The organism is Synechococcus sp. MIT S9220 (assembly GCF_014304815.1).
Taxonomy (GTDB): domain Bacteria; phylum Cyanobacteriota; class Cyanobacteriia; order PCC-6307; family Cyanobiaceae; genus Synechococcus_C.
Genome location: NZ_CP047958.1, coordinates 2,327,350 through 2,339,998 on the forward strand (window position 1 = coordinate 2,327,350; position 12,649 = coordinate 2,339,998).

General features: G+C 58.6%; 14 protein-coding genes. 10 read left to right on the top strand and 4 right to left on the bottom strand.

Going from position 1 to position 12,649, the window contains the following annotated elements:
* The first annotated feature begins 15 nt into the window (after window positions 1–15).
* The 4 genes from mnmG (at window position 16) to SynMITS9220_RS12750 (ending at window position 3,875) form a co-directional block, all read left to right on the top strand.
* A complete protein-coding gene (gene mnmG / locus SynMITS9220_RS12735; protein WP_186989715.1) occupies window positions 16–1,992 on the top strand; it encodes a tRNA uridine-5-carboxymethylaminomethyl(34) synthesis enzyme MnmG in 1,977 nt (658 codons plus the stop codon).
* A 24-nt stretch (window positions 1,993–2,016) separates the two neighbouring features.
* On the top strand, window positions 2,017–2,748 hold the full coding sequence (locus SynMITS9220_RS12740; protein ID WP_186989717.1) for a hypothetical protein: 732 nt from the start codon (window positions 2,017–2,019) through the stop codon (window positions 2,746–2,748).
* A 14-nt stretch (window positions 2,749–2,762) separates the two neighbouring features.
* Window positions 2,763–3,356, top strand: a complete 594-nt coding sequence (locus SynMITS9220_RS12745; RefSeq protein WP_115125997.1) for a chorismate lyase — start codon at window positions 2,763–2,765, stop codon at window positions 3,354–3,356.
* Between the two features lie 87 nt (window positions 3,357–3,443).
* The gene (locus tag SynMITS9220_RS12750) at window positions 3,444–3,875 is read left to right on the top strand and encodes a hypothetical protein (protein ID WP_186989719.1); all 432 of its coding nucleotides are present in this window, start codon (window positions 3,444–3,446) and stop codon (window positions 3,873–3,875) included.
* Between the two features lie 65 nt (window positions 3,876–3,940).
* Here the strand turns inward: SynMITS9220_RS12750 and SynMITS9220_RS12755 are convergent, their stop codons facing one another.
* The gene (locus SynMITS9220_RS12755) at window positions 3,941–4,522 is read right to left on the bottom strand and encodes an RNA helicase (RefSeq protein WP_186989721.1); all 582 of its coding nucleotides are present in this window, start codon (window positions 4,520–4,522) and stop codon (window positions 3,941–3,943) included.
* A gap of 110 nt (window positions 4,523–4,632) precedes the next feature.
* A complete protein-coding gene (locus tag SynMITS9220_RS12760; RefSeq protein ID WP_186989723.1) occupies window positions 4,633–5,181 on the bottom strand; it encodes a SprT family zinc-dependent metalloprotease in 549 nt (182 codons plus the stop codon).
* 92 nt (window positions 5,182–5,273) lie between these two features.
* On the opposite strand from SynMITS9220_RS12760, the gene SynMITS9220_RS12765 reads away from it, so the two are divergent.
* From SynMITS9220_RS12765 to SynMITS9220_RS12780, 4 genes are all read left to right on the top strand, one after another.
* Window positions 5,274–5,693, top strand: coding sequence for a hypothetical protein (locus SynMITS9220_RS12765; RefSeq protein ID WP_186992240.1), 420 nt, complete (start codon window positions 5,274–5,276; stop codon window positions 5,691–5,693).
* 48 nt (window positions 5,694–5,741) lie between these two features.
* A complete protein-coding gene (gene ligA / locus SynMITS9220_RS12770) occupies window positions 5,742–7,805 on the top strand; it encodes an NAD-dependent DNA ligase LigA (RefSeq protein ID WP_186992242.1) in 2,064 nt (687 codons plus the stop codon).
* Between the two features lie 85 nt (window positions 7,806–7,890).
* Window positions 7,891–9,018, top strand: coding sequence for a TIGR00341 family protein (locus tag SynMITS9220_RS12775; protein WP_255483128.1), 1,128 nt, complete (start codon window positions 7,891–7,893; stop codon window positions 9,016–9,018).
* Window positions 9,015–9,203 carry a hypothetical protein gene (locus SynMITS9220_RS12780; protein WP_186989725.1) on the top strand — a complete coding sequence of 63 codons (189 nt, stop codon included), beginning with the start codon at window positions 9,015–9,017 and terminating at the stop codon, window positions 9,201–9,203. The genes SynMITS9220_RS12775 and SynMITS9220_RS12780 overlap by 4 nt, the downstream gene beginning before the upstream one ends.
* On the opposite strand, the gene SynMITS9220_RS12785 is transcribed toward SynMITS9220_RS12780, so the two are convergent.
* Together SynMITS9220_RS12785 and SynMITS9220_RS13435 are read right to left on the bottom strand one after the other, a co-directional pair.
* Window positions 9,185–9,826: a TVP38/TMEM64 family protein gene (locus tag SynMITS9220_RS12785; protein ID WP_186989727.1), complete on the bottom strand. Its 642-nt coding sequence runs from the start codon at window positions 9,824–9,826 to the stop codon at window positions 9,185–9,187. The genes SynMITS9220_RS12780 and SynMITS9220_RS12785 overlap by 19 nt on opposite strands.
* A gap of 165 nt (window positions 9,827–9,991) precedes the next feature.
* Window positions 9,992–10,117: a hypothetical protein gene (locus tag SynMITS9220_RS13435; RefSeq protein ID WP_255483130.1), complete on the bottom strand. Its 126-nt coding sequence runs from the start codon at window positions 10,115–10,117 to the stop codon at window positions 9,992–9,994.
* On the opposite strand from SynMITS9220_RS13435, the gene SynMITS9220_RS12790 reads away from it, so the two are divergent.
* Complete coding sequence (locus SynMITS9220_RS12790; RefSeq protein ID WP_255483131.1) at window positions 10,116–11,249, top strand: extracellular solute-binding protein; 1,134 nt, start codon at window positions 10,116–10,118, stop codon at window positions 11,247–11,249. The two genes, SynMITS9220_RS13435 and SynMITS9220_RS12790, sit on opposite strands and share 2 nt — an antisense overlap.
* Complete coding sequence (locus SynMITS9220_RS12795) at window positions 11,246–12,628, top strand: mechanosensitive ion channel family protein (protein WP_186989729.1); 1,383 nt, start codon at window positions 11,246–11,248, stop codon at window positions 12,626–12,628. Before SynMITS9220_RS12790 ends, SynMITS9220_RS12795 begins: the two co-directional genes overlap by 4 nt.
* Window positions 12,629–12,649: the final 21 nt, after the last annotated feature.

The following is a 12,649-nucleotide window of genomic DNA, read 5'->3' on the forward strand; positions in this document are numbered from 1 at the left end:
TCCGATAATGAATGCATGAGCAGCAGTCCCGACCCCACTGAAGCCTTCGACGTAATCGTCGTGGGAGGAGGTCATGCAGGTTGCGAGGCTGCGATCACGGCTGCCCGCCTAGGGCTGAACACAGCGCTGTTCACCCTCAACCTCGACCGCATCGCCTGGCAGCCCTGCAATCCGGCCGTGGGTGGACCGGCCAAGAGCCAGCTGGTGCATGAAGTGGATGCCCTCGGTGGCGTAATCGGGCGCCTCGCAGATGCCACGGCCATTCAGAAGCGAATCCTCAATGCCAGCCGCGGCCCAGCAGTGTGGGCCTTGCGTGCCCAGACCGACAAGCGGCAGTACTCACGCCAGATGCTGCAACTGCTGCAACAAACCCCCAACCTGGCTCTGCGCGAAGCGATGGTGACCGGTTTGGAGATCGAAGGCGATCCAAACGGCGGCGGAAAAGCCTGGAATCCCAGCCAAGGCCCAGCCGTCCGCATCACGGGTGTGAGCACCTATTTCGGCAGCGTTTACAGCGCTAAAGCGGTTGTACTCACTGCAGGTACTTTCCTGGGAGGCCGCATTTGGGTCGGGCACCAGTCGATGGCCGCTGGCCGGGCCGGCGAGCAGGCTGCTGAAGGACTCACTGAAGCCCTGCAGCAGCTTGGCTTCCACACCGACCGTCTTAAAACCGGCACTCCAGCGCGTGTCGATCGGCGAAGCATCGCGCTCGATCAACTGGAGGAACAACCCAGCGACGCGGCAGACCGCTTTTTCTCGTTTGACCCAGGCTCATGGAGCAGTGGCGAACAGATGAGCTGTCACATCACCCGAACTACTGCGGCAACCCATCAGCTGATCAAGGACAACCTGCACCTCACCGCGATCTACGGCGGCGTGATCGACAGCAAGGGGCCCCGCTACTGCCCGTCGATCGAAGACAAGATCGTTCGCTTTGCCGATAAGGACAGCCACCAGATATTTCTGGAGCCCGAAGGTCGCGACACTCCCGAGATTTACGTGCAGGGGTTCTCAACCGGGCTGCCGGAGCCCATCCAGCTGCAATTGCTGCGCAGCCTGCCAGGACTGGAACAGTGCGTGATGCTGAGACCGGCTTACTCGGTGGATTACGACTACCTGCCAGCCACCCAGCTGCTGCCATCACTGGAAACCAAGCGGGTGGAGGGATTGTTCAGCGCAGGCCAGCTCAACGGCACAACCGGCTACGAAGAGGCCGCTGCTCAGGGCCTGGTCGCTGGACTTAACGCCGTGCGGCGCATCCGCGGCCAGGAAGCCGTGCACTTTCCCCGGGAAAACAGCTACATCGGCACGATGATTGACGATCTGGTAACCAAGGATCTGCGCGAGCCCTACAGGGTGCTGACCAGCCGCAGTGAATACCGCCTCGTGCTTCGCGGCGACAACGCCGACAGGCGCTTAACACCTCTCGGCCGAGACCTGGGCCTGATCGATGACCGCCGCTGGCAGTTATTCGAGCAGAAGCTCGCTGCTATGGAAACCGAAAAGCAAAGGCTGCAGAGCCAGCGGCTCAAAGTGAGCGACCCGGTGGCAGAGGCTGTGGAAGCAGAGACCGGCGCACCGATCAAAGGGTCGATCACCCTGGCCGACCTGCTGCGCCGACCAGGAATGCACGCAGCAGACTTGGTACGCCACGGCCTGGCCGCTGCCGATCTACCCCTACCGGTGCGGGAAGGAGCTGAGATCGATATCAAATACAGCGGCTATCTCCAGAGGCAACAGCAGCAGATCGATCAGGTGAGACGTCAGGGCAAACGCAAACTGCCCGCAGGGATCGATTACGCCAACATCAACACGCTGTCGCGCGAAGCCCGCGAAAAACTGACCGACGTGCGTCCGCTCACCCTGGGCCAGGCCAGTCAGATCCCTGGTGTCAGCCAGGCTGATCTCAGCGCCCTGCTCGTCTGGCTTGAACTGCAGCAGCGACGCGACCAGAAGCGCACGTCACTCGCTTCAAGCAGCAATGCTCGATAGCGTTGGACCAACGAACGGTCTGCGTTGCCACCTCAAATCCCCACATCCAGGGCTTACTGGAACCTGCGCGCTGAGCAGGTCCTCGACCGCGTGTTCAACGATGACGACAACATCCTGAAGACCGTGCAGGTCCAGGTCAATCCGCAGTCAAACCAGCAGGAAGCGAGCCATCAAAGCCCAGCAGGGTTGTCTTGGCCTCAGGTCTCTTTGGCTGCCCTGGGTCTGATTGCCGTGCTGGGCAGCAGCGGCCTGGCACTGCACTGGAGGCTGAGCCAGCAGGCGCTGGAGCGGGAAGGCAATCTCGCCTTGATCGAACGACTGCGCAACAACCAACTCGTTCAACGCACGAACAACCAAAACAAACCTGCTCCAACAACCACATCACAGACAGCCACGGAGCCATCGAGCCAAGCGACTTCAACAGCAAACGAACTGGAGATCAGCGCACTACCGAACGCATCAGCGACACAACTTGATCCGATCACGGTTCCACTGCCGACAGCCGAGATCACCAACACCACTTCAATCGCTGGTCAAGCACCAGCGGTCGCGCCGCAACCTCTGCTGGTTGGTGTCGTTCACGCCGGCAATGGCGACGGCTCAGCCATCTTTCAACTCGGTGACCTCTCCCTGTCCTCTGTTCCCGGTGAAGCAATCGGCAACAGCGGCTGGACTCTGCAAAGCGTCAGCGCCAATGGCGCGGTGATTGAGCGCTCGGGTGCAACGGAATCCCTGAGTGTCGGAGGTGCCTTCTGAACACGGTGAGCGCCCTGATCCCCTCTCCTTCCGTGCTATGGGAAGCCCCGACATCCTCCGTTCTGGCAGGCGACGAACCTGGCTGGCTGCCGGGCCCATGGAGACTGATGCTGCTTGGAGATGGCAGTCCCACCAGGCACCTGCGCTTGCTCACAGGTCACAGCGTGCAAGTGCGTCTGATCGCGATGGACGCGGACGCAAGCCTCAACAATGCAACAGGTGGACCACGACCAGCGGAGGTTCAGGAACTGCAACCACCCCTGCTGCGCCGCCAGGTGTGGCTGAACTGTGGCGACACCACACTGGCCTGGGCCGAAAGCTGGTGGAATCAGGATGAAGCGGAGCGCAATCTGAGCAACCGTGAGCAGCCGATCTGGCTCAGCCTCACCCAAGGACGGTCGGAACTGTTCCGTGAAGTGGATGGACTGGCACTCGTCACAGAACCATGGCTGGAAGAGGGTTTTGGCGAACAAGGGCCCTTCTGGAGCCGCCATTACCGCTTCTTTCGGCAAGGCAAAGAACTCACCGTGATCCGTGAAGTGTTCAGCCCAGCACTTGAGCGCTGGCTCGGCGAAGCGCCGAGGCGACCGCTTCATGCAACGTCATGAAGAAAATCAGCGTTTGATGCGGATTTTCACTTGACAACTTGCCGGCTGTTGTGCTGGAGCAATCATGGCCTCATCGGCAATGGTTCCATGGCGACCTCCACCTGGATAACCCTCAACGATCTGGGCCGCAATTTCGGTATCTCCTCAATCCACTGCGGACGTGCCCTCGAACATGAGGGATGGCGTGACCGACACGGACGTCCCACAGACGCAGCACTCGCGGCAGGTGCCGTTGATCAACTCACTCCACATCGCAGTGGACGTTCGGTGCTCTGGAACGCTGATCTTTGCGCCAACGTCCTGGAACGATGTGGTTACAAGCCAGTGACGCGATCTGAGCGCATCAGCCAATGGACAGATCTATTGGAGGCTATGACCGCCGGCTCGCCATCGATCACCACGACAGCGGATCAGATGGCTGAAGAGCTACCCACCGATCTGGTGGAAGACGTCAACCATCAACTGAACAGGCGGGGCTGCGGCTATCAAGTGTGCCGGCCACTGAGCAACCGGCACTGAGCTAATTGGGTTAGGCCATCCGTAAGGCTTCGGCTTGCTTGCGATCCTGCTCCAAATGCTGTCGCTCAATCGCGACGGCGACTAGAACGTGGCAAGGGACGTCGGGATGACGACCGAGAGGTTGGCGATGAGGCTGTCGGAGAAGAAGCTGTTGGCGAAGAACCAGAATCTGTCAAGGCATCACGATTGGCGGATCGCTTCCATCGCTCCACTCGGAAACTGTCATCTTCTGGCCAGACATCATCTTCGCCGGACGGACTCGCAGGCGATGTCGAGGTCACTGGCGGAGGCAACACCGGCTGGCGGCGGGAGAGCGCCTGGAGTGGCCGTTTACGTCTTGAAGGCGTTGATTGATCAACCGTTGGTGAAACGTTTGCAGGCTTAGGGCGTGCGGACTGCCAACTCTGCGAACGCTCAGACACCTCACGCCAGTCATCCTCTTCATCCAATAGCCAGTCGATTCGGTCACCAACCCAACGACCCATCGCATCCAAGCGGGAAGCGCCATCCAGGCGATCCAAACTGCGTCGCCCCGGCCTGGCTCCGGAGACACCATCCACGAGCTGACGTCCGGTATCCAACCAGCGGTCAAGCCGCCGGTCGAAGGGATCAGGACTGCGCTGCGAGCGTTGTCGACGTGAATCCATGCACCGACGTTACCGACGTCTGTGCTGCAACCAACGCTCCCGTTGCAGACCAATCAGCACGATCGAAACACCGCCTGCCTCCAACACCCAGAGAAAAACCTCCATTCCGCTCAGCTCAGCTCCGCTGCTGGTTCGTAGCGAAGCAGACAACTGGAATTCCAGCGACCCCCATGAAGCCGATCGCAGCACAATCGACAGGCCGCCTGACGCATCCTGCGGCGATACGGAGTCTGGTGCCCGCATTGAGGACAGATCGCAATCCAGCGCGGAGAGCTCTGCGGCACAGGGAAGCGGTGGCGCACGCTGACCTCAAATCGTGTCTGAGCAGCGTTGATGGTCTCCATGCGATGCCGAAAGCAGGGTCCATGCCCCTCCTCGCGCTTCAGCACGAGGTCCACCCAGGCATGGATCATCTCGTGACAGAGGGTGCTTTCAGTGGCCTCTCTCGGTAGAGGGTCCAGTAAGGGTTTGGACAACACAATTTCACGCCCGAAGGGTGGCGCGACAGCAGGTCCTCGCCGGTAGAGACCGGCCGTACGACGCAAGCGACCATCACTCCAACGCAACGCCAGCAAGGGTTGATGTCCTTGGCAGAGAGCTCCCTCGAAATGCTCCCGATTCAGGCGATGAAACAGAGGGAGCAGCGGCTCGAGCGGCATGAGTGGCGGTGGCCTTGAACAACATCGTCGGCCCAGTCTGCCTCCATCCAGCGGTCCGTCAGTCAGACTCTGCACTCACTTGGAATCAGCTGATGGATCTGGGTCTGGTGCGGGAGATCGGGAGCAAGGCCCTCCTGGCCGGGGGTGGTGCCCTGCTTCTTTATTGGACGATCACCGCCGTGAAGCTGGTGCTCAGCGCCCGCGGCATCAACCCGCTGATCAAGCAATTTTTCACTCAGGTGGCGGCAGGCCGTGTGGATGCGGCCTATCTGCTCACCACCAAGTCGTACCGGCAGCACGTCAACCGACAGCAATTCATTCGCTTCCTTGCAGGCCTAAAGCTCAACCGCTTTCGCAACCTCAAATCCGGTCGGCCACGTTTACAGGAGGGCAGCATGATCCTCACTGTGAAGCTGATCGCGGAAAACAAGGAAGAGATGCCCCTCGACTTCACCTTCACCAAGGTGGAAGACACCTGGAAAATCGAGCGGATCGCCACCATCAAGAGCTAAGTCGTCCTGCCCGTGACCGCTCCAGCTCCACAGACTGCGCCGAATCAGATCAGCGAGCGCGCCGCTGAACTGAGGCAGCTGCTCACCCGGGCCGCCCACGCGTACTACGTGCTGGATGCTCCCGAACTGGAGGACGCTGTCTACGACAGGCTTTACCGCGAACTGCTGGATCTGGAGACAGCTCACCCCGAACTGGTGATCAGCGACAGTCCGACCCAGCGGGTAGGGGGAACGCCCTCCGAGGGCTTTACCAGCGTGACCCACCGCATCCCGCTGTTCAGCCTCGACAACGCATTCAGCCCCGAAGAGTTGCGCAGCTGGTATGCACGCCTGCTGAAGGTGCTCGACAGAGAGCCACAAGCGGGTGCACCCGTGCCGGCACTGGCCATGGTCGGTGAACTCAAGATCGACGGCAATGCCCTCGCTCTGAGTTACGAGAACGGAGTGCTGATCCGAGGCACCACCCGCGGCGATGGGGAACAGGGAGAAGAGATCACCACCAATGTGCGCACCATCGCATCGATCCCGCTGAGGCTGCATCTGGATCCCCCACCCGACTGGGTGGAAGTTCGTGGCGAGGCCCTGATTCCCGACCGCACCTTTGCTGCCATCAATGCCGAGCGTGCAGCGCGGGGTGAACCGCTCTTTGCCAATCCCCGCAATGCCTGTGCCGGCACCCTGCGCCAACTCGATCCAAAAGTCGTAGCGGCACGGCGACTGGATTTCTTCGCGTACACACTGCACTTACCGGAAGACTGGGATGGGCCACGCCCGACTAGCCAGTGGGAATGCCTCAGCTGGCTTAGAAGCGCAGGCTTCCGGGTTAATCCCAATGCAGCCCTGCTGCCGAATCTCGCTGCGGTGGAGAGCTTCTTCAACACATGGGACAGCCGCCGTCACGACCTTGACTACGCCACAGACGGAGTGGTGGTGAAGCTCGACGACCTGCGCCTCCAGGACACCGCGGGTTTTACGCAGAAAGCACCACGCTGGGCCATCGCTCTGAAATACCCCGCCGAGGAAGCTCCAAGCCGGCTGGTTCGCCTGACCTGCCAAGTCGGTCGCACCGGCGTGATCACCCCAGTGGCCGAATTCGAACCGGTTGCTCTGGCTGGCACCAGCGTCAGTCGGGCCACACTGCATAACGCCGACCGACTGGCTGAACTGGATCTCCACAGCGGCGACACGATCGTGGTGCGCAAGGCCGGCGAGATCATCCCTGAAGTGCTTCGCGTTCTTCCCGAACTCAGGCCTGAAGGCGCTCAGCCCCTTGACCTTCCCCATCAGTGCCCCAGTTGCAACTCCAAGCTGGTTCGCGAAAGCGGCGAAGCCGCAACCCGATGCGTGAACAGCAGCTGCCCGGCAATCCTGCGCGGCGCTTTGCGTCACTGGGTCAGCAAGGGAGCTCTCGATGTGGAGGGAATGGGCGGCAAATTGATCGAACAGCTTGTGGAGAGGGGACTGGTGCATGCAATCTCCGACCTGTATCGCCTCGATGCCGCACTGCTGAGCAGCCTGGAACGGATGGGGGAGAAAAGTGCCGAGAACCTTGTGTCAGCCATGGAGGCATCCCGTGCCCAGCCCTGGGCACGCCAGCTCTATGGGCTCGGCATTCACCACGTGGGTGAGGTCAACGCCAAAGCCTTAGCAGCAGCATTTCCAGACGTTGCCACGCTGTCCCAGACAGCCGTTGATCAGCCTGAAGCAATCAGCGAGCTGCATGGGATTGGTCCTGAGATCACTCAGAGCCTGCAGCAATGGTTCAACACTGGCGCTAATCAGGCGCTGATTCAGCAACTTCTAGAGGTGGGCCTCTCGCTGGCCACCAGTCAGCAAGAGCGTCAAGACTTGGCAAGTCGCAGCAGCTCGGATGGAGTGCTCTCCGGTCAGACCGTGGTCCTCACAGGCACACTTCCCTCGATGAGCCGCAGCCAAGCGAAAGAGCTGATTGAAGCCGCAGGAGGCAAAGTCAGCAGCTCCGTCAGCAAAAAGACCTCCTTCGTGCTCGCTGGAGAAGAGGCCGGCAGCAAGCTGGAGAAGGCCAACAAACTGGGCATCAACGTGATCGATGAAGCGGAACTGATCACCTTGCTCCAATCCACCGAACTCTAAAAATCGTGGCCCGTGATCAATACATCCGATCACGGGTTGTGATGACGGAGACTGAACAGGCCGTCATGTTCAACACCTAGCCCGATTGGACTCCTCATCTCCCTTTGGAAGCTTTCTGAACAATCTGTCCGGTGAATGGCAGATCAACCTCGAAAGCCGGATCCCACGCAAGGAGCTTTACGAGGCCCGAATCGCTTCATCGAAACCCTCACTCGGTTTTTTCGTGCTGCTGCTGTGCGCAGCGGTGATCGCCACGCTGGGACTGATCTCCAACAGCGCCGCAGTAGTGATCGGAGCGATGATCGTGGCACCGCTGATGGACCCAATCCTCAGCCTCGCTTTTGCACTCTCGATCAGCAACAACAAGCTGGCAAAGCGCTCGCTGCTGACGGTGGTGATCGGCGTGCTCACCGTGGTTGCCACCTCAGCATTGCTGGCATCACTGCTGGATGTGAGTGAAGTGAATCGAGAGATGACCTCCCGCACAGCTCCCAACCTGATCGACCTGGGCATAGCTGTAGCGGCGGCTGTGGCCGGATCATTCAGCATGACCCGTGAACGGCTCTCCAATTCACTGGCCGGAGTCGCAGTCGCCGTGGCGCTGGTTCCACCGCTGTGCGTCTGCGGTATCGGCCTGAGCATGGGCAAAGAGGTGGTGGCAGTGTTTGGTCGCGGCACCGTGGCCGGCATCACCAATCAGATTTCCGAAGGCTCCTTCCTGTTGTTCCTCGCCAACCTGATCGGAATCACGGTGGCGAGCCTGTTCGTCTTCCTTGTGCAGCGCTACGGAAGCCTTGTTCATTGCTGGCGAAATCTTTTGCTTTGGTTGGGTCTGCTTGGACTGTTATGCATTCCACTGTCCTCCGCGCTGCACGATTTCAGCATCAAGCAGGAGATTGAAAGTAAGTTCGATGCTTTTAAAGCAGGGCAGGTCCGTGAGCTCAAAGTCACCAGCGATAACCCCTATCTCTGGCAAAGAGTACGGATGCTGTTCAGCAACGTTCGCGTAAGTAACAACAATGCCACTGTGGATTTGGTCTTCAGCGCACCTAAAGGGGTGCTTACAGAAGACTTAGCCAACAATCTTTCTGCAGCCCTTGTGAAGAGAGGGAAAGAAGATCTTGGCCTTGAGGACATCAATGTAACGATCAGCGTGATACCAAATCAGATCAATAAATACAGCGACACATCATCGCCGCCACAAACGCAATGAACCACGCAGAAAGAAATCGTCTAATTGTCTTCCGCTGGATCAAAACACAGTGCGGTCGTGCCAAATATGACGACCTCAGCAGCCGCAGCGGATTCACATCCAAAGCCCGGCTGGGTTGGTTTGTTGTGATCGCCGCTCTGCGTGACTGGCGATTGCCTGATCCCGATCAGAGCTCAGGATCCTGAACCTCCGCGCTTGCTTCCTGAAGGGCTTTGCGAGCGGAGCGTCCCACCAGCCACACCACTGCAACCGTGGCCAGCACCCCCACGACACGAAGCACCCAGGCCTGCGCGGAGGTCTCTCCAGCCAGCACCTCACCAAACCTTGCTGCGCTGCCGGCCAGGGCGCCGAGAGCGCAGAACAAAATCGTGCCGGGAATGATCCCGATTAAGCCGAGGTTGTAGTCCCGCAGACTCACCTCACTCAATCCGTAAGCCAGGTTCAGCAAAGAGAATGGGAAAGCGGGTGAGAGGCGCGTCAGCAACACCAAGCGAAACCCCTCCCGACTGACGGCCTTCTCAATCGCCAACAACTTCGGGAAACGACTCAAGCGCTGCTGCGCCCAGCCCCTGAGCCAGTGCCGACCAAGCAGGAATGCAGTCTCCGCTCCAAGTGTTGCCCCAGCGAACACAATCAGGCTTCCCAACCAGGGGCCATACAACGCGCCCGCCAACATCGATGCCCAGATCCCCGGCAGCAGCAGGGTCACCCACGTGGCGTAAAGCGGAATGAACAGCAGGGCACCTGCAGGCGACTCCAGCCAGGCCAAAAGAGCGTCGGTGTCAATCAGCTGAACGATTGCTTCCATCCTTCATCCATCGGTGCCATCACTGTTCCTAGGACTGCAACAACAACAGAACCGCACCACACTGACCCAGGCAACCAGTGAGATCAGAACACTGACCCAACCCTTGTCAGGCTTAGCGTCGAAGCCCTGAAAGGAAGACTTGCAGGCTGCTGTGCAACATCATTGTCACCGGGCACCACTGATCCGAAAGCGCTTGCTGTTGGTGGGGCTTCTCTGCACAGCTGGGCTACTGAGCTCTTGCAGCAGCAGCGGTCGAACACCGATCAAAATGCTGCGGGTGGCCCGCATCATGCCCACCGATGAAACAGTCACCCCGGCTGACAGCTCTAGGGACCGGAAACGTCTGCGCAGCTTTCAGACCAATCTTGGGGATGTGGTCCCAGGCTTGCGTATCCAACCCGCTCTCTATTCAGAATCTGTCGTCCAATCGGAACTGGCACGCCAGACCTCTAGCGGACTGGGTCCAGATCTGGTGATGGGCGATGCCCGCCTCATCCAGGAACTCTACGAAGCAAAGCTGCTGGATCCGGTGCCCATCACACCAGAACAACGCAACGCCATCGCACCAGGCTTACTGCAACGCGTCACCAACTCGCGTGGCGAAGTCACAGGTCTTCCGGTCTCCCAGCACCTCCAGCTCGCCTGTTACGACAAACGCAAACTCAAAGAGCCGCCGACAACGCTGGCACTGATGTCCAAACAAAGCGGTGAGGGTCAGGTGTTTGGCATCGCCCAGAGCGTTGAAGACCTCTACTGGAGCATGAGCGGGTTCAAAGCGGGCAACGCACTGGTGAGTTCCCTGCGAGGCCAACAACCCACTGCTCAACAAAATCAGCGTTTGGTTCGCTGGCTGAGCTGGCTGCGGGATGCCAGCTATCAGCAGAACGTGATGTTCCTCAGGGATCAGGCCACCCTGCGCAGACAGTTGATTGATGGCCAACTGCACTGGATCAGCTGCTGGAGCTCACAGTTACCTCAACTGAGAGAAGCGATGAAAGACAATCTCGGCATGTCCCTTTTGCCCGCTGGCCCCGAAGCTCCGGGCACGCCCATCAGCAAACTCCAGGTGTGGGGTCTGGGGCGCAACTCCAGTCCACGCCAGCGGCAAACCGCTGAAGAGCTGATGCAATTCATCGTTCAACCCTGGGCCCAGAAGACCTGGGCACTTCGTTTTCGCACCAACTACCCCGTGAATCCCGCAGCGGCCACAATCATCAACCGCCAGATCCCTGGAATCAAGAATCTCTATATCTTCAAAGGTAAGGAAGACATCAAAGTTGGCGATGAAATTGTCGCTGCCATCGATTCAAATCCAAAACTTGCCAAAACCATTCAAAACATCATCAATGATGTGATCTTTGGGGCGAAAACTCCCGCCAACGCAGCTAAGCAACTGCAGACCGTTTTGAGGTCATCCTCATGATGCTCACCTTCTCCAATCTTCTGATCACGGTGGCTCCAGGAGACATCCTGGTCGAAATGCTCAGTTGGCTGTCGTTTGTGGAGCGCTGGCCTGTTCTGATTCAGTTAATCCTGGTGCTAGTTGTGCTCCTAATTGCGCGTACACGCAGCATCCTTCTTAGGCGCAACCAACATCTCCAGCGCCTTCTCAACCGAGCAGGCCTACATCAACGCTTACCGGATTCAATCCGCGTGCTGTTGGGGCCCGCTCTGGTGCTTTTGATCGCAGAAGTCTTCGCACTCGTACAAGTTCCCTACGGACTGCTGCGTTACTTCGGACTGCTCTGGCTGGGCTGGAATCTATTCACTCCCTTGAAAGTGTTGGTGGAAAAAACCAATCCTCGCTTTCCAATCGGAGAAGTGGAAACAAGCCTGTTCAAACCGATCTATGTCTTCGCAGCCACGTTGTCGCTGCTGAGCTTGCTTGGTAGTAGGGAAAATTTGGCGAGAATTGGGGTCGCCAATCTCTTCGGAGTTGAGATGTCGCTCGGCAAAATGTATACGGCCGTTGTGGCGATCTACCTAATCGTGACCATTGCCTCCAGGCCTGCAGCACTGATGGCCTGGCTCAGCGGAGTGATCTTTGGAGTCAAGAAAAACAATCAGCGCGGTCTGGAGTTGTTGTTCCGATACAGCGTGATCGGCATCGGCATCACCGGTGTGGCCTATTACATCGGCATCGACGGCACTGCCTTTATCGCAATCGCAGGTGGATTGTCAGTAGGAATTGGTTTTGGTACCAAGGAAATCATCTCCAACTTCATCAGCAGCATCTGGCTGCTCTTCGAAGGATCAGTCCGACCTGGGGAGATCCTGATGATCAATGGTGATCCCTGCACGGTACGGAAACTGGGTTTGCGCGCCACACAATTGAGGCGAGGTCGTGATGGCGCCGAACTGCTAATTCCCAATCAGAATTTTTTCACCCAGGAGGCCGCTTCTTATACAGCGACTGAAACCTCAAGGCGCGACAGCGTATTTGTGAGTGCCGCCTATCAACACGACCCCGAAATGATCATCGACATGCTGTTGGAGATCGCGGCAGAGCATTCCAAAGTGAAGACGTATCCGCCTGCAGCGGCATTTGTCATTGAATTCGCAGACTCCTCGATCAACTACAAAATGTCATTCTGGGTCTCAAACCCCCTCGATGCCTTCAACGTGGGTAGTGATCTTCGTCGTGCGATCTGGAAGCGCTTCGAGAAAGACAACATCAGTATTCCCTTCCCTCAGCGTCAGATCTACCCAATGGAATGGCCTCCAAGCACAAGCCAAAGCCTCAAGCCCCAGCTGCAAGCGGAGCAGGTGATTAACCAGGACACTCCAGACGACGTGAGCTAGGTTCGCGACAGCGAAGCAGGG